The following is a 24,149-nucleotide window of genomic DNA, read 5'->3' on the forward strand; positions in this document are numbered from 1 at the left end:
ATGACGATTTCGATGGACAGACTCCGACCGATGATTCACCTTCGAGCGATCTCGACACCGCGGCGATTGCCGGTGGCCCTCGTGCTCGCCGCCGCTACGGCCGGCGTGCTCAGCGCATGCGGCGGTGACGACGGCAGCGCCGACGAGGCGCCCGCCACCGTGGCCGGCGCCGGCGAGGACGGCACGTCGGCAGGGACCGGCGCCGGCGATGCGGTGGCGACCGGCGGTGACGCATCCGAGGGAGCACAGCTCGCCCAGGACTACGGCTGCCGTTCGTGCCATCGCGAGGGTGGCGGCGGCATCGGCCCCGACTGGGAGGGCCTCTACGGCTCCACCGTCACGCTCGACGACGGCAGCACGCTCGTCGCCGACGAGGCCTACCTGCTGGAGTCGATCGTCGATCCCGACGCCAAGAAGGTCGACGGATACTCCATCGGCATGCCCGTGAACGACGCGCTCAGCGACGAGGACATCGCCTCGATCATCGCCTACATCCAGAGCCTCGGCGGGGACGAGGGAGGTTCGAGCTCGTCGTGACGCGCGCCAGAGGGGTGATCGCCGGCTCCGCCGTGCTGGCCGCGGTCCTTGCCGCCTGCGGCGGCGACGACCGTCAGCTCGTCGGCTACGTCGCCGAGCAGCCCCGGCAGGTCGACATCGCCGAACTCCCGGACGTCAGCGACGGCGGGGCCCCGTTCCGGTTCGCCGCCGCCGACGACGGCCTGCTGCTCGTGTACTTCGGATACACCAACTGTCCCCACGCCTGCCCGAACACGATGGGCGAGGTCAAGCGGGCGCTGGAGGACATGGGTGACGACGCCGACAGGGTCGACGTGGCGATGGTGACCGTCGACCCCGAGGGCGACACCGATGTCCTGGCCGACTACGTGCAGGCCTTCGTGCCCGGCGCCCACGCCATCGCCACCGATGACCTCGGCACCTTGCGGCGGGTCGCCTCGGCGTTCGACGCCTCGTTCGGCGAGGTCCGGGAGACGGCGAGCGGCACCCGTGTGGTGGACCACTCGGTGCTCCTCTACGCGGTCGACGACGAGGGGGTGCTGGCCCTCACGTGGCCGCTCGGCACCGACGCCGACGATCTGGCGGCCGACATCCACCAGCTGCTCGACGACTGATGCCCGGTCGACTCGTCCGTCGTGTGCTGCTGGTCGCCGCCGGGCTCGTCGTGTGCTCGCCCGCCGGTCTGGCCCGGGCCGACGCCGCCGGACCGACCGACTACGAGTCGGTCGTCGTCTCGATCGAGCCGGCGACGCCGGCGATCGACGTCGAGATCATCGGCGGCGACTCGTTCGTCCGTCTGACGGTCCAGCTGGGAACCGAGGTCGTGGTCACCGGGTACTTCGACGAGCCGTATCTGCGGTTCACCACCGACGGGTCGGTCGAGCAGAACCGCCGCTCGCCGACCGTGCAGCTCAACGAGGACCGCTACGCCGACTCCGACGCCACGGTCAACGTCGGAACGGCGGGGGAGGTGGCCGCCCGGGTGCCCGAGTGGGAGCGCGTCGCCACCGGTGGCACGTTCGTCTGGCACGACCATCGGAGCCACTGGATGGCACGGAGCGCGCCCCCTGGCAAGGGTCCCGGTGACGTCGTCTCCGACCAGATCCTGCCCTTGACGGTCGACGGGACGCCCGTGAGCGTGCGCATCGTCAGCACCTGGCAGGACGAGCCGTCACGGATCTCGCTGTGGGCGGGTGCGGTCGTGGCTGCGTTCGCCGCCATGATCCTGCTGTCGGTCAGACGCCGGCAGGCATGGCTGCTCGCCCTCGCCGCGGCCGCAGCGACGGGCATCGGCTGGTGGCAGTACGACTCGCTGCCGACCGATACCGACCCGTCGAACATGTGGTTCGTGCTCCCCGGCATCGCCGCCGCATCGGCGCTGATCGCCCTCTCCTTCGGCCGGACGTTGTTGTCGCATGCGCTCGTCCTGCTCGGCGGCCTCGAGCTGGCGGCGTGGGTGTACCTCCGGCGCGACGGCATGGTCCGGGCCCTGCTGCCGACCGACGCGCCGTACTGGTTGGACCGCTCGGTCACGGCCGGCGCCGCCGTGGCCGCGGTGGCCGCAGCGATCGCCGGCGGCATCGCCCTGTTCCGTGCTCCCGCCGTCGCCGCGCCGCCGCCGACGAGTGCCAAGCGGTCGTCGCCGAAGAAGTCGCCGGCCAGGAAGCCGGCAGCCAAGAAGTCCACCGGCAAGGGGTCGGGCTCGCGATCGTCGGCGTCGACCGAAGTCACCACGTGGGGGCGCAGGAAATAGGGCCGCCCCAGCGCGGCCAGCCCGCCGTAGCGTGGATCTCGTGGACAGACGACACCGAGTGGTGATCGTCGGCGCCGGCTTCGGTGGCCTGGCCGCGGCGAAGGGACTGCGACAGAGCCCGGTCGACGTCGAGATCGTCGACGCCAACAACTTTCACCTCTTCCAGCCGCTGCTCTACCAGGTGGCGACGGCCGGCCTCGACGCCGACGACGTGGCGTACGCCGTGCGCGGTGTGTTCCGCCGCCAGCGCAACGTCAACGTGCAGATGGCGAAGGTCACCGCGATCGACCTCGACCGCAGAGTGGTCGGCGTCGTGCGCGGGACCGGGGTCAGCGACGAGCTGTCGTACGACTCGCTCGTGCTGGCCGCCGGCGCGGTGTCCACCACCTACGGCATCGCCGGCATCGACGAGCACGCGATCTCGCTCAAATCGCTCGACGACGCCCTCGACCTCCGCCTCGCCGTGCTGCAACGCTTCGAGGAGGCGGCGGCCGACCCGTCGATGATCGAGCGCGGCGAGCTCAATGTCGTCGTGTGCGGTGGCGGCCCCACCGGGGTCGAGACGTCCGGGGCGATGATGGAGTTCTTCACCAAGGTGTTGGCGAAGGACTTCCCCACGCTCGACGTCCGATCGGTGCGGGTCATCCTCGTGGAGGCTGCGCCCCGGCTCCTCGGGGCCCTGTCGGAGAAGAGTGGCGAGCGGGCGATGCGCACCCTTGCCAAGCGGGGCGTCGAGGTCCGTGTCGGCGTCGGCGTCGACCGCGTCGTGGACGAGGGCGAGCGGCGAGTGGTCCATCTCGCCGACGGCACGGCCCTCCCAGCCGGCGTCGTGGTGTGGGCCGCCGGGGTGCGAGCCAGCCCGCTCGCCGAGTCGCTCGGCGTCGAGCTCACCAAAGGCGGCAGGATCGTGGTCGCCGACGATCTCTCGATCCCCGGGCATCCGGAGGCCTTCGCCATCGGCGACATCGCCGGGACCGAGCCCCTGCTGCCCCAGGTCGCCCAGCCCGCCATCCAGGGTGGGCGGCACGCCGCCCGGCAGATCGCCCGGCGCCTCGAAGGAGCGGCCACGGAGGCCTTCCACTACCGCGACAAGGGCTCGATGGCCACGATCGGCCGCCACGACGCCGTCGCCGAGTTCCCGAGCGGGCGCCGCCTCACGGGGTTCGCCGGTTGGGTCGCCTGGCTCGGGTTGCACCTCGTCTACCTCATCGGGTTCCGCAACCGCGCCAACGTCCTCGTCAACTGGGCGTGGAACTACCTCACCTTCGACCGGGGGAGCCGCATCGTCGCCGAACGAGACCTCGCGATCGACGCCTCGCCACGACGGTCGCTGCCGTGACCATCGTCTGGCTCACCGCGTTCATCGATCGGCCGGCGGAGCGGTTCGATGCCGCCACGGCGTTCTGGGCGGCGGTCACCGGCTCGGCGGTCTCGCCGGCCCGGGGCGCGCGAGACGAGTTCGCCACCCTCGTCCCGGCCGACGGCGACGCCTACGTCCGGGTGCAGCGCGTGGACGCCGGCGGCGGCATCCACCTCGACGTCCACGTCGACGACGTGGCGGCGGCGGTCGATGCGGCGACCGGGTTGGGAGCCTCCCCGGTCCACCAGGACGCGGGCGTGCCGGTGCTGCGGAGCCCGTCGGGAATGGTGTTCTGCGTCGTCGCCGACGACGGGTCGCGCCGCCGGCCGGCGGCCCCAATCGTCGAGGGTGTCCGGTCCCAGCTCGACCGGGTGTGCATCGACATCCCGGCGCCCGATTACGACGCCGAGCGGCACTTCTGGGCGGCGCTCACGGGATGGGAACTGCGCGGGGCGCCGATGAACGAGTTCTCCTACCTCGCCCTGCAGCAAGGCCTCGCCCTCGGGTTGCTGCTCCAGCGCCTCGAACCCGACTCACCGGCCACCGAAGCCGGCGCTCATCTCGATCTAGCGTGTGACGACGTCGACGCGATGGTCGGCACGCACCGTGGGCTCGGCGCGGCCGTCATGGCCGAGCACGAGCACTGGACGGTGATGGCCGACCCGGCCGGGCTGCCCTATTGCCTGATCCGCCGCCCGCCGCTGTCGTAGCTCAGCGTTTCGCCGGCGTCAGTCGTCGCCCGGGGCGAACTCGCGCACTTCGACGGTGATCGACTGGGCCGGGGCGTGTTCGAAGCCCAGTTCCAAGTCGAACTCGTCGCCGGTCACGAGGGAGCCCGCCAGCTCGACGAGCATCACGTGGTAGCCGGCGGCGTCGACGTCGAGCGCCTCGCCGGCGGGCAGGTCGAGCCGCGCGACCTGCTGCATCGACATCATCGCGTTGTCGTTGTCGTTGACGTCGGCGTCGGCGTCGACGTCGCCGGCGGCCGGGGCCATCTGGTGCAGCTCGACCGACCCGGCGACCGCGGGGTCGACCGTCACCGACACGATGGCGTCGTCGGTGGTCGACTCGGCGACGAAGTAGACCGCACCGACCGTGGTCCCGGGCGGCGTGGTCCGGGCCCAGGCATCGGTGATCTCCACGGCCGGCGTGGCATCGCCGGAACCGTCGTCGTCACCGCAGGCGACGACGACGGGCAGCAGGACGGCGAGGGGCAGCAGCCGGCGGAAAGTCATGCCCCTCTCAAGTCTCCGGCCGCGCTGCAGAAGTTCCCGAGGGTGTCACCGCCCATCAACCGCGGCTTGATCCACGGTGACCGCTTCGCTGGTGCCCACTGGTCGGCCGCCCGTTGTCACAGGGCATCGTCATGATCGTCGCCATGAAGGCGGTCGACCTGAGATTGGCGGAACACGCCACGGAGCAGCACCAGGTGTTCTCGCGCCGGCAGGCGCGCCGGGCGGGGCTGACGCCGGCGGCCTTGTGGGGCCGGCTCCGCAGCGGTTCGTTGGTGGCGTGCGGACCACAGGCCCTGCACTTCGCCGGCGTGACGCTCGACTATCGGGGCCGCCTGATGGCCGGGCTGCTCGATCTCGGTGCCGGTGCACTCGTCAGCGGGCCCGCGGCGGCTCATCTCCTCGGCCTCGATGGGTTCGGCGAGGGGCCGCTCGAGTTCGTGGTGCCCCGAGTGGCCCGGAACCGGCACACGATCGGCGCGGTGCACTCGATCAGCGGTCCCGACACGCTCGACCGCGTGAACCTCGACGGGCTGGCGTGCACCTCGGCGACGCTCACCGTCGTCGAGCTGCTCGCCAGGGGGACCAAGGAACAGGCCGCGAACGCGCTGGACAGCGCCTGCCGCAGGCGCCTCACCGCGGTACCGGTGGTCGCGCAACGACTCGACGAGCTCGGGCGTCAAGGACGCCCTGGGGTGGCGATGTTCGAGGAGATCATCGCCGACGCCGTCGTGGACAGCTGGTTGGAGCGGCGCTTTCTCGGCGTGCTGCGCTCGGCAGGCCTGCCCATCCCGTCGCCCCAGCGCCGGCACCGGCTCAACGGCGTCGGCGTGGTGCGCGTGGACTTCGAGTTCGACCACGTTCCCATCGTCATCGAGGTCGGTGGTCGTCAGGGCTATCTCAGCGCCGGCGACCGCCAACGCAAAAGGCCGTCGCAACTCCGTGCAGCTCTCTGGGCGGACGATCTACTTCTTCACCCGCAACGACGTCGTCGAGGATCCCGGCTACGTCGTCGCGACCGTTACCGCTGCGCTCGGACTCGGCCCGGCGCTCGGCGCAATCGGCTGACCGTCGCTGCCCGCCGTCGTGGTTCGATGGCGGGCGTGGAAGCTGTCACCGTGGATGTGTCATCGGTTGATCGGTGGTGACAGCGTCGCCGGTCCGACCGCCAGCCGGCTCGGTCAGACGTCGGGTCAGGCCCAGGGGGCGCGGGGCGAGACGGCGCCGTCGCCGCCGGTGAGCACGTCGAAGCCGTCGTCGGTGACGAGGACGGTGTGCTCGAACTGGGCCGTGCGCTTGCCGTCGGCGGTGACCGCGGTCCAGTCGTCGTCCCACATCTTGTGCTGCCAGCCGCCGTGGCTGATCATCGGCTCGATCGTGAACGTCATGCCGGGGCGCATGATGTCGTTGTTCTGCGGGCTGTAGTAGTGGAGCACCTGGATGTCGCCGTGGAACTCCTCGCCGATGCCGTGGCCGATGAACGCCCGGATGACGCCGTAGCGGTAGCGCTTGGCGTGATCCTCGATCGCCCGGCCGATGTCGGACAGGGGACGGCCGGGCTTGACGGCCTCGATGCCGTGCCACATCGCCTCTTCGGTGACCTTCACCAGCTGGCGGCTCGCCGGGTCGACGTCGCCGACGAAGAACGTGGCGTTGGTGTCGCCGTGCACGCCGTCGTGGTACACGGTGACGTCGAGGTTGACGATGTCGCCATCCTGCAACTCGCGCGAGTCGGGGATGCCGTGGCAGATGACCTCGTTGACCGACGTGCACACGCTCTTCGGGTAGTGGTGGTAGTTCAGCGGCGACGGGTAGCAGTTGCGCTCGATGTGCAGCTGGTGCACGTAGGCGTCGAGCTCGTCGGTGGTGAGCCCGGGCCGAACGGCTTCACCCGCCAGGCGCAGGATCTCGGCGGCGAGGTGGCCGGCGGTGCGCATGCGGGCGATGACGTCGGGGGACTTGACGGCCGATTCGCCGCGCTCGGGCACCTCGCCGGTGTCGGCGTAGGGCGGGCGGGCGATCGAGGCGGGGAGGGTGCGCATGGGCGACACGACGCCGGGCAGCACGCGGCCCTCGCTGCGCTTGTGGCAGCGCTTGTACTTGCGGCCGCTGCCGCACCAACACGGGTCGTTGGCCTGCGGGAGCACCGCCGGAGCATTGGCGAGGGGGGCGTGGGCGAGCACCATCGGCTCCAGGATACGGGTGTCGCCGATGGCCGCTCCCCGCGGCCCGCTGCGTACATTGTTGGGCAATGGCTGATCGCATCTCTGTCACGCCGGCGTCGCCGGCACTCGTTGCGGTGTCCCCCGTGCCCTCCGACGAGGAGGCGGCGGCACTCGTTGCGGCCATCGAGGCGATGTGGCCAGGGCAAGCGGGCGGGCCCGGGGTGTCGAACGGTCGACCGTCGGCGTGGAAGTTCAGCGGCCGGTGGTGGAGCCAGCCGATCCCGTTGCGCCGCGCACGTCCTTGGACGTAGCCGCGCTCCCGGCCGCTCGTCACGAATGCCGCCGCGCCTCGAGCTGACGACCGTCACACCCGAGTCGGCGACGTTCCACGCGGGGACGTCCGCCACCGTGGTCGATGGTCTCGACCCGGGCACCGCCTACGAGCGCCACGGCATCGCGTTCACCACGCTCCCGCTCCCCACCGGCTCGTTGCGCTGCCGCTTCGCCACGGTCAACGACGTGCATTTCGGTGAGACCGAGGCCGGACATCTCACAGGGAGCGATCTCGGTCCCGTTCGGTCGGTCCCCCCCGGGGCCACGCCGTATCCCGAGTTGATGAATCGCAGCGCGGTGGCCGAGATGACGGCTGCCGGCCCGTTCGACGCCGTGTTCGCCAAGGGCGACTTGACGAGCGACGGCACCGACGACGAGTTCGACGCCTTCGAGGCGTGCTATCGCCCGGCGTTCGGGGATCGCCTGTTCGTGGTGCGCGGCAACCACGACTCGTATCGGGGTCAGGACCGCTACGCCGGCGACCAGTGGGTGGAGCTTCCGGGCGTCTGTGTCGCCCTGCTCGACACCGTCGCTCCATACCGCGCCGACGGGTCGCTGTCGGCCGGCCAGCTGGATTGGCTCGACGCCCACGTCGCCGCGGCGACCGACCCGGTCGTCGTCATGGGGCACCATCCGCAGTGGTTCGAGGGATCCTTCGGCGACCCTGCGTTCCTCCTCGAGCAGCCGGCCAGCCGGGCGCTCGACGAGCTGTTCGCCCGGCACCCGGCCGTCGTCGCCTACACCGCCGGGCACACCCACCGTCACCTGGTGCACCCGGCCGGCGGCGGCGTCCCGAGCATCGAAGTGGGCTGTGTGAAGGACTTCCCCGGGACCTGGGCCGAGTACCGGGTGTACGACAGCGGCCTGCTGCAGATCGTCCATCGGATCTCGTCGCCGGAGGCGCTCGCCTGGAGCGAGGCCTGCCGCGATCTCTACAGCGACTTCGGGCTGGACTACACCGAGTATGCCCTCGGCCGCTTGGACCACCGCTGCTTCGCCATCCCGCTGCGGTCGTAGCCCGCGAAGTGTGAGCTCAGGACGCGGGAACCTGCGTCGTGGGCTCACACTTCGGCGGGGAAGCGCCGATTCGGCCCGGCGTGCATACTTGGCCGGTGCAGCCGGCCATCATCCTGGTCTCGCCCGACCACGCCGACTTCTTGGTCGACGAGTTCGGCCGGTACCGGCGTGACTACGACGTGGTCGCCGTTCCCGACGGGGCGGCGGCGGCCGACGAGGCCCGGCGGCTCACCGCCGACGGTGCCGTCGCTCTCATCGTGGTCGACTTGGCGGTGCGCGACGATCATCCGCTCGCCGTCTTCCACGAGCTGCGCCAGTCGGTTCCGACGGCCAAGCGGGTGATCGTCGCCCACTGGGACCGCTTCCTCACTGACGCCGAACCGCTGCGTCCTGGCCTGGTCAAGGGCAAGTACGACGCCTACCTGCTGATGCCTCGAGGCGTCCGCGATGAGGAGTTCCACGGGGCGATCACCGAGCTGCTCTCCGACTGGGGCTCCACCGTCGCCGCGCCCGAGGTCGAAACGGTCCGGATGGTGTCGCCGCCCGACGTCACGCTCACGGTCGAGATCCGCGATTATCTCGACCGCACCGGCATGCCCTACGGCACGCACCGTCCCGACTCCGAAATCGGCCAGGAGATCATCGCCGAGTTCGGCACCGACGTGCCGCACTGGCCCCTGGTCGAGGTGCCCGGCGAACGGGTGTTGGCGCCGGTCAGCGTGCGCGAGGTGGCGGCCACCACGTACGGGCGTCCCGATGACATCGACGTCGATGCCGTCGTCGACCTGTGCATCGTCGGGGCGGGACCGGCCGGGTTGGCGGCGGCGGTGTACGGGGCATCGGAAGGTCTCGACACCGTGGTCGTCGAGGCCGAGGCCATCGGCGGGCAGGCCGGGACGAGCTCGATGATCCGCAACTACCTCGGCTTCCCGCGCGGGATCTCGGGGATGCGCCTCGCCCAGCGGGCTCGCCTTCAGGCGATCCGTTTCGGGACGCGCTTCTTCACCGGATGGGAGGTCGGTGCGCTGTCGCCGTGCCCTCACGGCGACCATCTCGTGATCACGACGGACGGCGGTGAGATCCACACGCGGTCGGTGGTCATCGCCGCCGGCGTCGCCTACCGCCGCCTGGGGATCGACACCGTCGAGGCGCTCGTGGGTCGCGGTGTGCACTACGGCAGTGCGATGAGCGCGGCGCGGGAGCTCGACGGCGCGGACACGGTGGTGGTCGGCGGCGGCAACTCCGCCGGCCAGGCGGCCATCTACCTCTCGCGCTTCGCCCGCTCGGTGACGATCATGGTGCGGCGGAGTGGTTTGGCCGAGACGATGTCCAGCTATCTCATCCACGAGATCGAGCACAACCAGCGGATCACCGTGCAGCCCTTCGCCGAGGTCGTCGGCGCCGGTGGCGACGACCGGCTCGCCTGGCTCGACGTCGTTGACCCGCGCAGCGGTGATCGTCGACGGCGGGACTGCGACGGCCTGTTCCTCCTGCTCGGCGCCGATCCCCGTTGCGACTGGCTGCCGATCGACGTGGCACGCGACGACCGCGGCTTCGTGCTGACCGGGCGGGACGTGCCCGGCGAGACGTGGGCCGATGGCCGGCCGCCGGCGAACCTGGCGACGACGATGCGGGGCGTGTTCGCCGTGGGCGACATCCGCGCCGGCTCGATGAAGCGGGTCGCTTCGGCGAGCGGCGAGGGGGCGAGCGTCATACCGCTCGTCCACGCCTACCTCACCGGCTGAACCGGCCGAACCGCATGGAACCGGCTGAACAGCAGAGCGGGCCACCATCCGTTCGCGTGTCACACCCCTTCGTCATGATGGCGGGCATGGTCGTGATCGTCGCCGTTGCCGCCGCCGCCCTGGCGCTCGCCGGGTTGGTGGTCGTCGTGTGGTACGTGCGCCTCGCCTTCGGACGCGCCGTGGCCGAGCTCCAGCGCAACCAGGCTGCCGAGACCGACGCGGCCGTGGCCTCGGCGCTCGAGCACGTCGATCGGCTCACCAGATCACACCTCGACGGCCGGTCCGATGCCATCGGCGCCGGGCTCGACGCCGTGCGGGGCGAGGTGCGGCACGAGCTGCACCGCCTCGGCGAGCTCGTCGCCCGGCTCGGCGACGCCAGCGCCGTGCGGTTCGGGCAGGTCGACGACGCCCTCCGGTACCACGCCGACGTCACGGGCAAGCTCGCCGCGTCCACGGCGACGTTGCGCGAGGCGCTCGGCAACTCCCAGGCCCGCGGCCGGTGGGGTGAGCGCATGGCCGAGGACGTGCTGCGTCTCGCCGGCTTCGTCGAGAACGTCAACTACCGCAAGCAGGTGTCCACCGCCGGGGGGCGGGCACGTCCCGACTTCGCCTTCGACCTGCCCAAGGGCCACGTCCTCTACATGGACGTCAAGTTCCCCCTCGCCGCCTATCTCCGCTACCTCGACGCCCCGTCCGACGGCGAGCGGTCCGAGCATCTCCGTTCGTTCCTCCGGGACGTCCGCGCCCGGGTGAAGGAGCTGGCGACGCGGGACTACGCCAACGCCGACGACGGACGGCCGTCGCTCGACTACGTGCTGCTGTTCCTCCCCAACGAGCAGTTGAGCGGCTTCATCCACGAGCACGACCCCGACCTGCTCGACGACTCGCTCAAGCAGCGGGTGGTGATGTGCTCGCCGCTCACGCTGTTCGCCTTCCTCGGCGTCATCCGCCAGGCGTTCGACAACTTCATGATCGAGCAGACCAGCGACGAGATCCTCCGCCTGGTCGGCAGCTTCACCCGAGAGTGGCGCCGCTACGTCGAGTCGTCCGACAAGGTGAAGCGCCACTTCGAGGCCACCCAGGCCGAGTTCGACCGACTCACCACCACGCGCGAGCGCGCCGTCGAGCGACCGCTGCGCCAGCTCGAGGCGCTGCGCGAGCAGCGGGCGATCGTGTCGCCCGAGGACGGTCCGGACCACGACGAGGACGCGTCCGACGGCACCGAGACGCTCGCCCTGCGCGTCGTCGAGCGCGGTCGGTAGGGCCTCGCCGGTAAGACTGGGCCCGCCATGTCACAGCCATCGTTCGACTTCGGACCCAGCGAGAGCGGGTCCGACACTTTCGAGCCGGAGGGCACGTTCACGGTCAGTCAGCTGGCCGACGTGATCAACGCCCGGCTCCGCGGCGGATTCGACGACGGCGTCTGGGTGCGCGGTGAGATCCAGGGGTGGAACGCCCGAGGGCCCCACGCCTACTTCACCCTCGCCGACGATCGTTCCGAGACCAAGGCCGTCATCCCCGTGGCCTTCTTCGCTCCCCAGCGCGAACGGCTCCGCACGATGCTCGCCAAGAACCGCCTCGTGCTGGGCGACGGCATGAAGGTGCGCATCCACGGCTTCCTCGACTACTACGCACCGACCGGGCGTCTCAGCCTGAAGATGGGCGGTATCGATCCGCGCTTCACGCTCGGGGATCTGGCGATGCAGCGCGACCAGGTCATGCGCCGCCTCGTCGCCGCCGGGCTGCTCGACGCCAACCGTCAGCGCCGTCTCACGATGATCCCGTTGCGCATCGGCGTGGTCACCAGCGTCGGCAGCGCGGCGTGGCACGACTTCGAGCACGAGCTGAGCGCGAGCGGGGTGGGGTTCGAGCTGTCGGTGTGCGACGTCCGCGTGCAGGGCGAGCACGCGGTCACGATGGTGTCGGCGGCCGTCGCCACGCTGAGCCGCCGGCCGCTCGACTGCATCGTCGTCATCCGCGGCGGTGGGGCGCGCAACGAGCTCGCCGTCTTCGACGCCGAGGAGATCGCCGTCGCCATCGCCCACGCCGCCGTCCCGGTGCTGACCGGCCTCGGGCACGAGGTCGACCGCAGCATCGCCGACGAGGTCGCCCACACGTCCTTCAAGACCCCCACCGCGTGCGCCCAGGCGCTGGTGGGAGCGGCGCACGACTTCGGTCGTCGCTCCGATCGCGCCTTCAGCCAGATCATCGCGGCGTCCCGGGACAAGGTCACCACGGCGGAACGCCAACTCAGCGAGCGGGCCCACCGCATCGCCCGGCGCACCCATGCCGCCGTGGTGCGGGCCGACGAGGGACTCGCCCAGCGCGCCGCCCAGCTCCGAGTCGCCCCGACGCGCGCCCTCTCGTCGGCCGAGCGACGCGTCGAGCGCGCCGCCGAGCGCCTGCGCGTGCGCCCCCGCCAGATCGTCGACGCCGAGCAGCGGCTCCTCGACGGGCTGGCGGCCCGCGCCCGGTCGGTCGACCCGGCCGTCATGCTCGCTCGCGGCTGGACCATCACCCGCCGCGACGACGGATCCATCGTCCGCCGCCCCGCCGACGTCGTCCCGGGCGAGCGCATCGTCACCGTGTTCGCCGGTGGTCGAGTCACGAGTACCGTCGACGGCACCGACGAGCCGAACGGCGTCGGGACGCGCGGCACCCCTGCCGGAACGGAGCAGTCGACATGAATCAGCCCGACACCGCAACGCCCCGCCTCGGGTACGCCCAGGCGCTCGGCGAGCTCGAGCGGATCCTCGCCGAGCTCGAAGCCACCGACGTCGACGTCGACACGCTGGCCGACCGGGTCGCCCGGGCCACGGAACTGATCGGCCTCTGCCGCGAGCGCATCGGCGCGGCCCGGGTCCGCATCGACGAGGTGATCGCCGATCTCGACGGTCCGGCGGCGGGCGGCGCCGAGGCCTGATCGGACATCGTCCCAGCTCGGGCCCGGTTTCCGTCTCGACCACTAGGATCGGCGCCCATGCGATCACGGGTGATCGGGACGTGGATCGTGACGGCGTTGCTGGTGGTCGGAGGCGTAGTCCTCGCCTCGTGCGCCAAAGACGACACGCCGTCGTCGTCCCCGGCCCTGCCGCCCATCGTCACCACCGCGCCACCCACCACGCCACCGCCGTCGGTGGCCACCACGTTGCCGCAGTACTACGAGGTGCAGCGGGGCGACACGCTCACCAAGATCGCCGCCGCGTACGGCCTGCCGGTCCAGGCGATCCTCGAACTGAACGGCATGACCGACCCCGATCAGCTGGCCGCCGGGCAGATCCTTGCCCTGCCGTCGCGCGACATCGTCGCCAACGCCCTGCCGCCCACCGTGCCCGGCCAGACGGCGCCGACGCTGCCCGGTGAGACAACCACCACAGTGACCACCTCGGCTGCACCGTGAGTCGTAACGTTGTCGTCATGACCACGCAGTCGGCAACTCCGTTCTGGCCCAATGCCGAGCACTGGAGCCTCGACATCCCGCTGCACACGCCGCATCCTCGCCTCGACGTGCTCGCCGAGACCGGCGTCGTGTTGCTGTCCGACATCGATCCCGACGTCACGCCCGAGCAGTACGAGTCCCTCGAGTACATGGACTGGAAGAGCGGCGGCGACACCAACTTCGCCCCCATCGCATCCGCCGACGGCGAGCTCGACTGCCGGGGGTTCTGGGACAAGGGCAAGACCGACAAGGACGCCCTGTGGACCTCGAACGCCGCGCTCGTGCCCGGCATCCGTGACTACGTCGACGGCGTCGGCGCCAACTTCGGGCGCGTTCGCATCATCAAGCTCGAGCCGCAGGACCGCGAGACGGCGATCCGCTCGATCCACCGTGACGACAACAACCGCTTCAACCCCGAGAACGAGGGCTGGGTGGTGCGGTCGTGGGTGGAGCTGACGGACAACCCCGACAGCTACATGCTGCTGATGGACAACGACGCCGACGGTCTGCCCGACCGGTCCACCGAACGGCGCGTCCCCCTGCATCGTGGCGCCCGGTTCGTGGTCGACACTCAGCGTCTCTGGCACGTCGTCGTGCACAACGGCACGGCCCCGCGCTACGCCCTGATCACCAGCTTCGAGTCCGGCCCCGCCCTCGAGACCTGGATCGACTCCCAGCGCATCCCCGTTCCGGCGTAACGATCCTGCCGCGGGGCTCGCGCGGTTGCCGGACCGGTCGGCCTCCGTGGTGTGCTCGCACTCCGTCGGGGGTTTGGGGGCAGTCGCCCCCAATCTGGGCGGATCAGGCGAGCTTGCTCGCCCCGCCCAGCAGCTGGGTGCGGCGAAGCCGCTCCTCCAGAGAACTCGCCGCAACGCAGCGAGGAGCGAAGCGACGATGCGGAGTGAGGACGACCTCCGCGCCGCGGCGCTGTGTCAGACGGTTTCGGTCGCGACGGTGAGGACGGCGTTGGCGTGGGTGTCGGCGTCGTCGGGGCTCAGTGTGTCGCCGAGCTCGACGATGAACGCGATGCCCGGTCGACCGTCGTTGTCCTCCAGCTCGTTGCGGGCCCACGTGGCGGCCACGCCCGTGTACGTGCCACCGGTGACCGACGCCATCGGCAGCCCGGTCAGTTCGGCGTAGTGCTGACGCACCTCGCCGGCACGGCCCTCGGCCGGGGCGACGGAGAAGGCGTTCTGGTGGTACCAGATCAGCAGATCGGGTTCGAGCTCGCTGACGAACTCCACGATCGCCTGCGTCTCGGGCTCGCTCGCCGCCGACTCGCCGGCGTACTGCCAGTCACCGGGCGCGGCGATCGGGCCCCAGTTGTAGGGGAAGTTGCGGTTGAGATCGACCCCGTTGGCATTGCCCCGGACGTCGGCGGCCACACCGTCGGGATTCATCGAGTCGATCAGGTAGAGGTCGATCCCGTCGGGAACGGGCAGCGAGCCGAGCCGATCCACGATGTCGAGGCCGGCCTGTTCGTCGCCGTGGATCACGCCGATGACGAGCACCGTCACCGTCGACGAGCCGTCGGCCGACGGAGCCCCGGGCCGGTGGACTGCGGTGATGGGCCGGCCCTCGACCGACGTGCCGACGGGGATCGTGGCGGGTGCGTCCGGGGTCTCCGTCGAGGCCACATCGACCGTGGTCGCGGCCGGCTCCTTTTCGCTCGGGGGCACGGTGGCCACCAGGGGGAGAGCGAGCAGGGCGGCGGCGTAGCGGACGTGGCGGGGCACATCCGGACGCTACCGCCCCGATCCGGTCCGGACCGGCCGCGACGCCGGTCGTCGGGGCTCAGGCCACCGACGACTCGCCGGAGACGGATTCGGCACGACGGGCGACTCGCGCCAGCTCGCCGAGCACCATGCCGAGGGCCCGCTCCCGGACGACGGACGGCTCCTCACGATCGCCGAGCACGCTGAGCGCCGGGGTGGTGGCTCCCCGACGGAGGGCGATGCGCACGATCGCGGCCACGGCTCGTTCGGCGGTGGCGATGCCGTGCTCGGCGACGTGGGCGCCCAGCAGGCCGCTCCAGCGGGCGAAGTCCGGCGAGCCCACCGTCGGCGGTCGGCCGCCGAGGAAGACCGGTTCGGCGACCGGGCCCCGCCCCGTGCGGAGCTGCCGGCGCCAGGGGCGGCGGGCGCGAGCCTGGCGTGCGATGCGGATGGCCGTGGCGTCGGCATGGAGTGAGGCGATGCGGTCGGCGACGAGCTGGTCGAGGGCGGGGCTGAGCGGCGAGGTGGGGTGCATGAGAGCGACGGTACGCCCCAAGTGGCCCCCTGGTAAGGTCCAGTTCCGTGGCAATCGAGTGGACCGGTTCTGGTCCCGACCTCCTCGTCAAGCTCGACCGCAGCGGCGACGAGACGCTCGGCGCGCAGCTGCAGAACCAGCTGCGCGAGGCGATCCGGGCCGGCCGGCTGGCCGCCGGCGAGCGCCTGCCGTCGAGCAGGATGCTCGCCCGCGAGCTCGACGTCTCCCGCGGCCTCGTCGTCGACACTTACGCCCAGCTCGAGGCCGAGGGCTATCTCGACTCGCGCGCCGGGTCGGCCACCCGGGTCGCCACGCGCGCCGTCCCCGCGGTCCCACCGGCACCCGCGGGGGAGGTCCGGCGGCGGCCGACCGTCGACTTCGACTACGGGGTGCCCGACCTCGCCGGCTTCCCGATGAAGGACTGGCTGTGGGCGCTCGGCGAGGCGGCGAAGTCGGCGCCGTTCGCCGCCCTCGGCAACGACGAGCACCGGGGGATGGGCGAGTTGCGAGAGGTCGTGGCCGCCTACCTCCGACGCGTCCGCGGCGCCGACGTCGACGCCGACAACGTGGTCATCTGCTCCGGCTTCGCCCAGGGGCTCGGCGTCGTCGCCGCAGCGCTGAAGCGCCTCGGCATCGACACGGTGGCCGCGGAGGATCCCCGCTCGCTCGACACCGACGCGTCGATCGAGCGCATCGGCTCGACCGTCGTGTCGGTGCCGGTCGACGGGCGCGGCATCGATGTCGAGCGCCTCGCGGCCACCTCGGCCCGCGCCGTCGTGGTCACGCCCGCCCACCAGGCGCCGACGGGCGTGCTGCTCGCTCCGGAGCGCCGGAAGGAGCTGATCGCCTGGGCGATCGAGCGCGACGCCTTCGTGATCGAGGACGACTACGACGCCGAGTTCCGCTACGACCGCCAGCCCGTCGGGGCGATGCAGGGCCTGTCGCCGTGCCAGGTGGTGGCCATCGGGTCGGTCAGCAAGTCGCTCGCCCCCGGGCTCCGTCTCGGCTGGATCGTCTGCCCGGCCGAGCTCACGCCGGTGATCGCCAGGGAGAAGGAGATCGCCGACCGCGGCTCACCGGCGCTCGACCAGTTGGCCCTCGCCCACATGATCCGCAGCGGCCGGTACGACCGGCATCTCCGGCGCATGCGCACCGTCTACGCCGCTCGTCGCGAGGCGCTGGTCGCCGCCCTCGCCGAGCACGCCCCCTGCGTGCGGGTCAGCGGGCTGGCGGCCGGGTTCCACGCCGTGCTCGATCTCGCCGAGGGCGCCGACGAGCGGGCCATCGTCGCCGCCGCGCTGGAACGATCGGTCGGCGTGCAAGCCATGAGCCGGTGGCGGTCGAGCGGCGCGACGGTGCCGCCGCAGCTCGTCATCGGCTTCGGCAACGTCACCGAGAGCGCCATCGGTCGTGGCATCGAGACGATCGCCGACCTGCTCACGTCCGCGCCCGGCTCACCCGCTGCAGCGTGAGGATCCGGCAGCGCACGGCGGGGGGTGGGTCGAAGGCCTGACGCGGCAGTCGCGGCCCCACCGACAGGGCGAAGTCCCGTCGCCAGCGCGCGGCCGCCGGTGCGTGTGGCCCGGCCCAACGGTCGATCGCCCGCTCGTCGAGGACGAGGTGGGCGCTGATCAACCGGCTGGCGGGATGCAGGAGCCGCCGCAGTATGGCGCTGGTGGCGGCGAACGGCGGGTTGGCGACCACGTGGAACGGCCGCCGGGGGAGGCGCAGGTCGGCGGCGTCGGCGCGCACGATCGTGACGCGCTGTCCGAACTCGACGGCCAGCTCGTCGGCGCGGCCCGGGTGGCGTTCGACGGCGATGACGGTCGCCCCGGCGCCGACGAGCGGCCGGGTGATCGCGCCGAGTCCGGCACCGATGTCAATGACGAGGTCGCCGCGTCCGACTCCGGACCCGGCGACGAGGCGTTCAGCCCAGGCCGGGTCGAGTGAGTGCCAGCCCCACGCCCTCCGGGACTTGACCCCGGACACGGCGCACCATCACGAACATGTTCATGCGCCCACCGTAGGTGCCCACCCCCGCGTTCCTGTACTGGATTCGTCCCGCGAGCGGGTCAGGACCAGTACAGGAACGCGACGGCTACGCGGAATAGCCGTCGAGGCGGGCGAGGACCTGGAGCATCACCTCGTCGGCGCCACCACCGATGCCGACGATGCGGTTGTCCCGCACGAAGCGCGCCGGCCAGTTCTCCTCGACGTAGCCCATGCCGCCGTGGAACTGGAGGCACCAGTCGCCCACCTCGCGGACGAGCCGGCCGGCCTTCAGCTTGGCGATCGTGGCCTGCCGGGTGACGTCGTCGCCGGCGTCGTACGCCTCGGCGATCGAACGGTGGTAGTGACGCAGGAGGTCGACCTCGGCGGCGAGCTCGGCGAGGCGGAACGACACGTACTGATGGCCGCTGAGCGGCTTGCCGAACACGTTGCGGGCGAGGCAGTAGTCGCGCGTGCGCTCCAGGGCGCGATCGCAGGCACCCACCGCGGTGTACGACGCCCACATCCGTTCGACGACGAACTGCGCCATCTGCTGCTGGAAGCCGCGACCGATCTCGCCGATCGTGTTGGCCACGGGGACCCGGCAGTCGTCGAACGTGAGCGTGCCCGTGTCCGACGCGCGCATGCCGAGCTTGTCGTGGATCTTGGCGGCGAAGAACCCCGGCGTGGCCGTCGGGACGATGATCTGGCTCATGCCCTGATAGCCGCCCTCGTCGGACGTACGGGCGAGAAGGCACAACCAGTCGGCCTGGAGCGAGTTGGTGATCCACGTCTTGGTGCCGTTGATCACCCACTCGTCGCCGTCGCGGACGGCGCGGGTGCGCAGACCGGCCACGTCGGACCCGGCGTCGGGCTCGCTGACGGCGATCGACGCCACGAATCGCCCCTCGAGCGTCGGGCGCAGCCACGCCGCCTTCTGGTCGGGCGAGCCGAAACGGGCGAGCGACGGGGTGGCCATGTCGACCTGCACCCCGAGCGCCATCGGGAACGCCCCGTGGTCGGCGCGCCCCATCTCCTCGGCGAGGATCAGCGTGTACGCGTGGTCGGCACCCTGGCCGCCGTACTCGGGCTCGTACTCGAGGCCGAGCAGCCCGAGCCCGGCCATCTTGGCGAACACGTCGTGGAGCGGCATCTCCTCGGCCGTCTCCCACGCCGGCACGTTGGGGTTGATCTCCTCCTCGACGAATCGGCGCACCATCGTCCGGAAGGCCTCGTGCTCGGTGGTCATCCTCATCGCCGGTCAGCCTTGCGCCCCGGGAACGGCGGACCGCAACCGTGAACGATCGTCGACGCCGAGCTTCGTGTAGGCCCGGTGGAGGTGCCCTTCGACGGTGCGCTGCGAGGTGCGCAGACGGGCGGCGATCTCGCGGTTGGTGAGCTGTTGCGCGGCCAAGGCGACGACCTCGCGCTCGCGCCGGGTGAGGCGGTGGGTGGCGGTCCAGTCGCGCAGCAGCGGATACGGCGTCGTGTCGATGCCGTCGGTGAGGCGACGGACGCGGAGCTCGGCGGCGCGAGCGGTGGCGCGCCGGCCGTCGTTCTTGGCGAGGTAGTGGGCCTGGGCCGCCGCCTCGGCCGCAGCGACCACGGCATCGATCGACTCGAAGAGCGCGGACGCCTCGACGAGGGCGTCGGCGTCCCCCTCCCGGACCGCCCGGAACTGTGTCGCCATCGCCACCGCCGCCGGACCGTCGACTCGAGCCATCGCCTCCTCGTCGGGCATCGCCGTGGTGACGCCGAGCCGCAGCATCGTGTGCCGGATGGACAGAGCAGCGCCCCACAGGCCCTGGCGCTCGCAATCGGCGACGAGGGCGCCGCCGGCCGATGCGACCTGTCCGGCACCGCCCCGGAAGAACGTCGGCCACAAGAGCAGGCGATCGATCTCGGGTGTGAGGAGCCGTCCGATGCGGCGAGGAACCCGCTCGGCCTGGGCCAGCATGGCGATGCCGCGCTCCTCCTCGCCCGACACCACGGCAGCCGCGGCCCCCGCGGCGAGGGCGAGGACCCGGAATCCGAACGGGTCATTGACGTCGAACGTGGCGAGCGCCTTGTCGATCTCGACGACTGCCCGGGGGGCCTGGCCGTTCTCCAACAGCGGGAGCCCCAACCCGAGCTGCATCACCCCGGTCAGGGCGAGCGGGCCGACCGGTGGCAGATCGTCGACGCCCCACCCGCCGAAGAAGCGGGCGAAGAAGAGCGCACTGGCGTTCAGGCTCCGGGCGAACGGCACCTGACGGTCGACCCGCGGGGCCTCGGCGACGGCGCGCTGAGCGTGGGTGACGGCCTCCTGGCTGCGGCCCGAGAAGACGAGGCCGGCGATGAGCGGCGGCCAGACGACGCACCGCTCCTCGTCGCTGCTGGCCGGGTCGTTGACGATCGTCAGCATCGGCTCGAGGCTCTCCTCGAAGCAGCCGGCATAGGCGAGATGGGCGTAGCGATAGGCGGCGAGCCGGCGGCTCGAGCTCGCTCCCGGCGTGAGCGTCGCGAGGGCCGCCTCCACGTCGTCGAGCTCGAACTGCTGCACGTTGGCGAGCATGATCGCCGACGCCTCGCGGAACTCCGTGTCGGCGTGGGCGGGGTCGACGATCACTGTGACGTCGAGCGGTGAGCCGCCGAACCGCGCGGCGTGGGCCAGCGCCAGCCGGGCGTCGAGATCGACCTCCGAGCCGACGGCCGAGGCGGCGAGGCGCCGGGCCGAGCGGTAGTCGCCTTTCCGATTGGCGGCGGTCGCCGCGGCGACCGCCAGGTCGCTTCGCGGACTGACGCCTTCGTCGAGCGACCACGTGCCCGCCCGCACGATGAACTCGTCGGGGGCGGCCGCGTCGGAGGCGATCGCGTCGCTGAGCCGGCGCCGCATCGTGGTGCGCCGACCGGCCGGCATCGAGTCGCGGACGGCGAGCTCGAGACCGACGGGCTCGATGCGCACCAACCCGTCACCGTCGGTGGTGATCATGCCGATCCGTTCGCACGCGTCGAGCGCGTCGGGCGTGACGAGGTCGAGGATGGTACGGAGCGGGGCGCCTCCCGCGCAGGCGACGATGTCGAGCGTGGTTCGCACCGGCTCGGCGAGCTCGTCGATCCGCGACCGAGCCAGGTGGCGCAGCCGCGGACCGACCGTCGACGGGTCGCCGGCCCAGGCGAACGCCCGGCCCGACGTGACGATGCTGCCGTCGTTGCGGGCGTCGGCGACGAGCTCGCGGACCAGCAACGGCAGGCCCCCTGAGAAGCGCCAGAGATAGTCGACGAGTCCCCGGGACAACGGGCCGCCGAGGAGCCCCGAGGCCATCTCCTCGACACCGGCGGTGCTGAGTGGCGCAACCTCGATGCGGTCGACGGCGCCGGACGACCACAGCGCGGTCAGCCACGACGGCAGCGACGCCCCGCTGCGTGCTCCGATGATCAGGCGGGCGTCGGGGGTGTGGCGCAACCAGTAGTCGAGCGTGGCCGTATCGACGTTGCCGAGACGTCGCGCGTCGATCGTCACCACGCTGACTCCGGGTGACGGCGGCCATTCGCCGACCGTGGTCCCGACGGCGGCCAACTCCTCGACGATCGCCGTGGCCACGGCCGTGGTGCCGGCGCCGAACGGGCCGGCGAGCATGACGCCACGACGGCCCGCGCCCGGTGCGAGGGAGCGGACGCCAGCGGCGATGTGGTCGGAGCGCTCGACGAGTTCGGTCTGTGTCACGATCCTGCCTGCCACTGGAGAGGGACGCCCGGCGGGAGCCGGGACTGGGAAGGTACCACCCCGGGAGAACGACGGCCAGGGGTTACCCGCGTGCAAAGCGCGTAGTTGCCCGAAACGTACGCGTACCCCCTCCGCTAGTGCCGAGTGTTACGGTTTGGATATGCTGCCAGCGGCGCCACCGACGACAGTTCGGTGGCCGGCAAATTTCCAGGCGGACCTCATGGCGGATCGTGGGGATGATGGCAAGGGTGCACTGACGCGGCGGCGTCGTGTGCGGCGGAGCCTTTGACTCATTGTCTCCATTTCCCCGGTTGGTTGGTTTCTCCCCGAGTTCCCACAACTATGGGAGGACCGACCAACCGGGTCTCTTGGAACCCGGGGTCCGGTCTTCGGAGATTCCCTCGACAGCTCGAGCCACCCTCGCTGTTCGTGAGCATCCTTCCACGACCCGGTGAGTCACGGCCCGTCGTCAGCGACCCGCAGTGGAATGCCGCCCGTCAGGCGTTGGGAGCGAAGCGAACGAGGGTCGCCGCCGCCTTGTAGGCGGCCTCGGCCGGACCGATCTCGTCGGGGCGCAGCAGGTTGGCCATGATGCGCAGCACCCACTCCATCAGGGTGCGACTGTGCATGCCGGCCCGGGTGAGCTCGCGCATCAATACCGGGCGGCCGATCACCCGGGCGAACAGCCGGGCCACCTTGAAGTACTGGCCGTACTCGTCGTCGAGCAGCTTGGGATAGCGCTGCAGGGCGGCGGCGTTGTTGTCGATCAGGGCCTCGTGGATCACGTCGGCCGCCATGCGGGCCGTCTCGTAGGCGTAGTCGATGCCCTCGCCGTTGAAGGGGTTCACGCTGCCGGCGGCGTCGCCGATCACCAGGTAGGTGGGCCCGGCCTTGGGGCCGACGCTGCCACCCATCGGGATGCGCCCGCTCGTCGGGCGGCATTCGGGGGTCTCGGGATCGATCTCCCAGCGGTCGGCGATCTGGTGGGCGTAGGCGTCGAGCAGGTGCGTGGTGTTGACGCTCTTGAAGTCCCGGAACGTCGACAGCAGGCCGACGCCGATGTTCACCGTGCCGTCGCCGACGGGGAAGATCCAGCCGTAGCCGGGCATCGGGTTCCCGTTGCGGTCCTTGACGTCGAGCGCCGACTCGATCCATGGGTCGGCGTGGCGGGGCGTCGTCCAATAGCTCCGGATCGCCGTGCCGTACGGCCACTCCTTGGTCCGCGACGTGCCGAGAGCCCGCCCGAAGCGGCTGTTGGCGCCGTCGGCGACGATGGTGAACTCGGCCCGGATGTCGACCGTCGAGCCGACTCCGCCGTCCGGAGCGCGGCGGTTCACGGTGGCACCGCGCACGAAGCCGCGCTCGACGATGGGATGCACTGCCTCGTGTCCCTCGAGGAGTCGGGCGCCGGCGCCGGCCGCGTTGTCGGCGACCATCTTGTCGAGTTCCCGGCGCCGCACGACGTAGCCGTAGTTCGGATACACCGGGTGGCTCGGCCATTCCAGCTCGAGCTGGCGACCCATGCCGGTGGCCCGCAAGCCGTTGTAGCGGTGGTACTGCTGGAGACCGCTCGACAGGCCCATGGCGTCCAGCTGGTGGACCGCCCGTGGGGTCAGGCCGTCGCCGCACGTCTTCTCGCGCGGGAACGTCTTGCGTTCGATGACGGTGACGTCGTGGCCGTGACGGGCCAGCCAGTAGCCGGCGGCTGCACCGGCCGGACCACCCCCGACCACGAGGACATCGGTCTGTACGTCGTTGGGGGTCGCCATCGCCAGCCGACGCTATCGACGGGGCCGAGCAGGTCGGCCCGACGGGAACCGAGCGATCAGGACGGGCCGGTTGGTCGGACCGGAGGTCAGGACGCCGGGCTGCCGGCCATCGGCTCGGGTCCGATCGGCAGGATGTCGGCGGGGTTGCCCTCGGGATCGAGGATCTCGGGGCCGTCAGGGGTCCCGATCGTCAGCAGGTCGACACCGGACTCGAGGGCCAAGAAGACCGGCGACTCGTCCGAGCACCAGGTCTCGAACTCCTCAGCCGCGTCCTCGCTCGTGGGGTCGAGCCCACCGGCGAAGCCGAAGCGCTCTTCGCACACGACGGAGAGCACTTCCTCGCCCGTCAGCGCAGACCCGAAGCTCGGCATCACGTTGCCGTTGTACGACCGGGTGGTGTGCGCCCCGCCCTCGCGGTTCGGGTCGCCGTAGCTCGTGATGCCGTCGGACTCGTAGCCCTCGGTGCCGAAGTACACGAAGCGGATGTGGTCCTCGATGTGGGGGAAGGTCTTGACGACTTCACCGTCGTTGAGCTTGCGGCCGGCGCCGCCGCCGCCGTCGCCCAGGTGGCACGAGGCGCAGTTGCCGGCGTAGACCTCGGCGCCGATGCCCATCGGGCCGGCCGCCACTTCCGGCGGCTCCGTGACGGCGCGCACGTACATGAAGATCCAGATCGGCAGCAGCGACAGGCCGGCCATCGCCCAGAACGGGATCTTGGCGCGGCGCTTGGCGGCGGCGACCACGGGTGAGTCGGGCTTGGGCGGCGGTGCGGCGGCCGGAGCGGCCGCCGCCTTGCGTCCTGCCGGGGCCGCCGGGGTCGCTGCTGCGGGCGTGGCGGCGGGGGCGGAGGTGGCCGGGGTGGCCGCGCCGGCGGC

24 protein-coding genes are annotated in these 24,149 nt (G+C 71.5%); 15 read left to right on the forward strand and 9 right to left on the reverse strand.

Annotation, left to right across the window (positions count from 1 at the left end; translation table 11 throughout):
- The first annotated feature begins 30 nt into the window (after positions 1–30).
- From DN771_RS02535 to DN771_RS02550, 5 genes are read left to right on the forward strand one after another with little or no spacing between them, the layout of a single operon-like run.
- The gene (locus tag DN771_RS02535) at positions 31–537 is read left to right on the forward strand and encodes a c-type cytochrome (protein ID WP_162941451.1); all 507 of its coding nucleotides are present in this window, start codon (positions 31–33) and stop codon (positions 535–537) included.
- Complete coding sequence (locus DN771_RS02540) at positions 534–1,130, forward strand: SCO family protein (protein ID WP_162941452.1); 597 nt, start codon at positions 534–536, stop codon at positions 1,128–1,130. Before DN771_RS02535 ends, DN771_RS02540 begins: the two co-directional genes overlap by 4 nt.
- Positions 1,130–2,269: a hypothetical protein gene (locus tag DN771_RS30310; protein WP_227462249.1), complete on the forward strand. Its 1,140-nt coding sequence runs from the start codon at positions 1,130–1,132 to the stop codon at positions 2,267–2,269. The genes DN771_RS02540 and DN771_RS30310 overlap by 1 nt, the downstream gene beginning before the upstream one ends.
- Positions 2,270–2,309: 40 nt before the next feature.
- Complete coding sequence (locus DN771_RS02545) at positions 2,310–3,608, forward strand: NAD(P)/FAD-dependent oxidoreductase (RefSeq protein ID WP_227462250.1); 1,299 nt, start codon at positions 2,310–2,312, stop codon at positions 3,606–3,608.
- On the forward strand, positions 3,605–4,339 hold the full coding sequence (locus DN771_RS02550; RefSeq protein WP_116995711.1) for a VOC family protein: 735 nt from the start codon (positions 3,605–3,607) through the stop codon (positions 4,337–4,339). Before DN771_RS02545 ends, DN771_RS02550 begins: the two co-directional genes overlap by 4 nt.
- 18 nt (positions 4,340–4,357) lie before the next feature.
- Here DN771_RS02550 and DN771_RS02555 read toward each other — a convergent pair whose 3' ends face one another.
- The gene (locus DN771_RS02555) at positions 4,358–4,864 is read right to left on the reverse strand and encodes a copper chaperone PCu(A)C (RefSeq protein ID WP_116995712.1); all 507 of its coding nucleotides are present in this window, start codon (positions 4,862–4,864) and stop codon (positions 4,358–4,360) included.
- A 143-nt stretch (positions 4,865–5,007) separates the two neighbouring features.
- On the opposite strand from DN771_RS02555, the gene DN771_RS02560 reads away from it, so the two are divergent.
- Positions 5,008–6,009, forward strand: a complete 1,002-nt coding sequence (locus DN771_RS02560) for a hypothetical protein (RefSeq protein WP_162941453.1) — start codon at positions 5,008–5,010, stop codon at positions 6,007–6,009.
- 45 nt (positions 6,010–6,054) lie between these two features.
- Here the strand turns inward: DN771_RS02560 and map are convergent, their stop codons facing one another.
- Positions 6,055–7,047 carry a type I methionyl aminopeptidase gene (map, locus tag DN771_RS02565; RefSeq protein WP_116995714.1) on the reverse strand — a complete coding sequence of 331 codons (993 nt, stop codon included), beginning with the start codon at positions 7,045–7,047 and terminating at the stop codon, positions 6,055–6,057.
- A 65-nt stretch (positions 7,048–7,112) separates the two neighbouring features.
- Between map and DN771_RS29165 the strand changes: the two genes are divergently transcribed.
- The 8 genes from DN771_RS29165 to DN771_RS02600 all read left to right on the forward strand — a co-directional run bounded on the left by DN771_RS29165 (position 7,113) and on the right by DN771_RS02600 (position 14,258).
- Entirely contained in the window at positions 7,113–7,337 is a 225-nt protein-coding gene (locus tag DN771_RS29165; RefSeq protein WP_162941454.1) for a hypothetical protein, read from the forward strand.
- A gap of 25 nt (positions 7,338–7,362) precedes the next feature.
- Entirely contained in the window at positions 7,363–8,376 is a 1,014-nt protein-coding gene (locus DN771_RS02570; protein WP_116995715.1) for a metallophosphoesterase family protein, read from the forward strand.
- 95 nt (positions 8,377–8,471) lie between these two features.
- On the forward strand, positions 8,472–10,121 hold the full coding sequence (locus tag DN771_RS02575; protein ID WP_116995716.1) for an NAD(P)/FAD-dependent oxidoreductase: 1,650 nt from the start codon (positions 8,472–8,474) through the stop codon (positions 10,119–10,121).
- Positions 10,122–10,177: 56 nt separating this feature from the next.
- Positions 10,178–11,383 carry a DNA recombination protein RmuC gene (locus DN771_RS02580; RefSeq protein WP_162941455.1) on the forward strand — a complete coding sequence of 402 codons (1,206 nt, stop codon included), beginning with the start codon at positions 10,178–10,180 and terminating at the stop codon, positions 11,381–11,383.
- 27 nt (positions 11,384–11,410) lie between these two features.
- A complete protein-coding gene (xseA, locus tag DN771_RS02585; RefSeq protein WP_116995718.1) occupies positions 11,411–12,808 on the forward strand; it encodes an exodeoxyribonuclease VII large subunit in 1,398 nt (465 codons plus the stop codon).
- Entirely contained in the window at positions 12,805–13,044 is a 240-nt protein-coding gene (xseB, locus tag DN771_RS02590) for an exodeoxyribonuclease VII small subunit (protein WP_116995719.1), read from the forward strand. Before xseA ends, xseB begins: the two co-directional genes overlap by 4 nt.
- 57 nt (positions 13,045–13,101) lie before the next feature.
- A complete protein-coding gene (locus DN771_RS02595; protein ID WP_116995720.1) occupies positions 13,102–13,521 on the forward strand; it encodes a LysM peptidoglycan-binding domain-containing protein in 420 nt (139 codons plus the stop codon).
- 17 nt (positions 13,522–13,538) lie between these two features.
- Positions 13,539–14,258: a hypothetical protein gene (locus tag DN771_RS02600; protein WP_116995721.1), complete on the forward strand. Its 720-nt coding sequence runs from the start codon at positions 13,539–13,541 to the stop codon at positions 14,256–14,258.
- Positions 14,259–14,492: 234 nt separating this feature from the next.
- Here DN771_RS02600 and DN771_RS02605 read toward each other — a convergent pair whose 3' ends face one another.
- Entirely contained in the window at positions 14,493–15,296 is an 804-nt protein-coding gene (locus tag DN771_RS02605) for a M14 family zinc carboxypeptidase (RefSeq protein WP_116995722.1), read from the reverse strand.
- A 58-nt stretch (positions 15,297–15,354) separates the two neighbouring features.
- Positions 15,355–15,810, reverse strand: coding sequence for a hypothetical protein (locus DN771_RS02610; RefSeq protein WP_116995723.1), 456 nt, complete (start codon positions 15,808–15,810; stop codon positions 15,355–15,357).
- A gap of 47 nt (positions 15,811–15,857) precedes the next feature.
- Here DN771_RS02610 and pdxR point away from each other — a divergent pair, with 47 nt between their 5' ends.
- Positions 15,858–17,282, forward strand: coding sequence for a MocR-like pyridoxine biosynthesis transcription factor PdxR (gene pdxR, locus DN771_RS02615; RefSeq protein ID WP_116995724.1), 1,425 nt, complete (start codon positions 15,858–15,860; stop codon positions 17,280–17,282).
- On the opposite strand, the gene DN771_RS02620 is transcribed toward pdxR, so the two are convergent.
- From DN771_RS02620 to DN771_RS02640, 5 genes are all read right to left on the reverse strand, one after another.
- The gene (locus DN771_RS02620) at positions 17,248–17,799 is read right to left on the reverse strand and encodes an rRNA adenine N-6-methyltransferase family protein (protein WP_116995725.1); all 552 of its coding nucleotides are present in this window, start codon (positions 17,797–17,799) and stop codon (positions 17,248–17,250) included. The two genes, pdxR and DN771_RS02620, sit on opposite strands and share 35 nt — an antisense overlap.
- Positions 17,800–17,908: 109 nt before the next feature.
- On the reverse strand, positions 17,909–19,054 hold the full coding sequence (locus DN771_RS02625) for an acyl-CoA dehydrogenase family protein (RefSeq protein WP_116995726.1): 1,146 nt from the start codon (positions 19,052–19,054) through the stop codon (positions 17,909–17,911).
- Positions 19,055–19,060: 6 nt separating this feature from the next.
- Positions 19,061–21,505 (reverse strand): helix-turn-helix domain-containing protein, encoded by a 2,445-nt coding sequence (locus DN771_RS02630; RefSeq protein WP_116995727.1) that lies wholly within the window; start codon positions 21,503–21,505, stop codon positions 19,061–19,063.
- A gap of 497 nt (positions 21,506–22,002) precedes the next feature.
- On the reverse strand, positions 22,003–23,274 hold the full coding sequence (locus tag DN771_RS02635; protein WP_116995728.1) for a geranylgeranyl reductase family protein: 1,272 nt from the start codon (positions 23,272–23,274) through the stop codon (positions 22,003–22,005).
- Positions 23,275–23,360: 86 nt separating this feature from the next.
- Positions 23,361–24,149: c-type cytochrome (locus DN771_RS02640; RefSeq protein WP_193615340.1), on the reverse strand; the 789-nt coding region annotated here is incomplete at its 5' end.

The sequence above is a fragment of the Desertimonas flava genome, from assembly GCF_003426815.1.
In the GTDB taxonomy this organism is placed as follows: Bacteria; Actinomycetota; Acidimicrobiia; order Acidimicrobiales; family Ilumatobacteraceae; genus Desertimonas; species Desertimonas flava.

Coding starts and splice junctions, on each gene's coding strand:
- DN771_RS02635 (WP_116995728.1), bottom strand. CDS start 23,274: ATGGCGACCCCCAACGACGTACAGACCGATGTCCTCGTGGTCGGGGGT.
- DN771_RS02600 (WP_116995721.1), top strand. CDS start 13,539: ATGACCACGCAGTCGGCAACTCCGTTCTGGCCCAATGCCGAGCACTGG.
- DN771_RS02625 (WP_116995726.1), bottom strand. CDS start 19,054: ATGAGGATGACCACCGAGCACGAGGCCTTCCGGACGATGGTGCGCCGA.
- xseB (WP_116995719.1), top strand. CDS start 12,805: ATGAATCAGCCCGACACCGCAACGCCCCGCCTCGGGTACGCCCAGGCG.
- map (WP_116995714.1), bottom strand. CDS start 7,047: ATGGTGCTCGCCCACGCCCCCCTCGCCAATGCTCCGGCGGTGCTCCCG.
- DN771_RS02610 (WP_116995723.1), bottom strand. CDS start 15,810: ATGCACCCCACCTCGCCGCTCAGCCCCGCCCTCGACCAGCTCGTCGCC.
- DN771_RS30310 (WP_227462249.1), top strand. CDS start 1,130: ATGCCCGGTCGACTCGTCCGTCGTGTGCTGCTGGTCGCCGCCGGGCTC.
- xseA (WP_116995718.1), top strand. CDS start 11,411: ATGTCACAGCCATCGTTCGACTTCGGACCCAGCGAGAGCGGGTCCGAC.
- DN771_RS02560 (WP_162941453.1), top strand. CDS start 5,008: ATGAAGGCGGTCGACCTGAGATTGGCGGAACACGCCACGGAGCAGCAC.
- DN771_RS29165 (WP_162941454.1), top strand. CDS start 7,113: ATGGCTGATCGCATCTCTGTCACGCCGGCGTCGCCGGCACTCGTTGCG.
- DN771_RS02535 (WP_162941451.1), top strand. CDS start 31: ATGATTCACCTTCGAGCGATCTCGACACCGCGGCGATTGCCGGTGGCC.
- DN771_RS02570 (WP_116995715.1), top strand. CDS start 7,363: ATGCCGCCGCGCCTCGAGCTGACGACCGTCACACCCGAGTCGGCGACG.
- DN771_RS02555 (WP_116995712.1), bottom strand. CDS start 4,864: ATGACTTTCCGCCGGCTGCTGCCCCTCGCCGTCCTGCTGCCCGTCGTC.
- DN771_RS02595 (WP_116995720.1), top strand. CDS start 13,102: ATGCGATCACGGGTGATCGGGACGTGGATCGTGACGGCGTTGCTGGTG.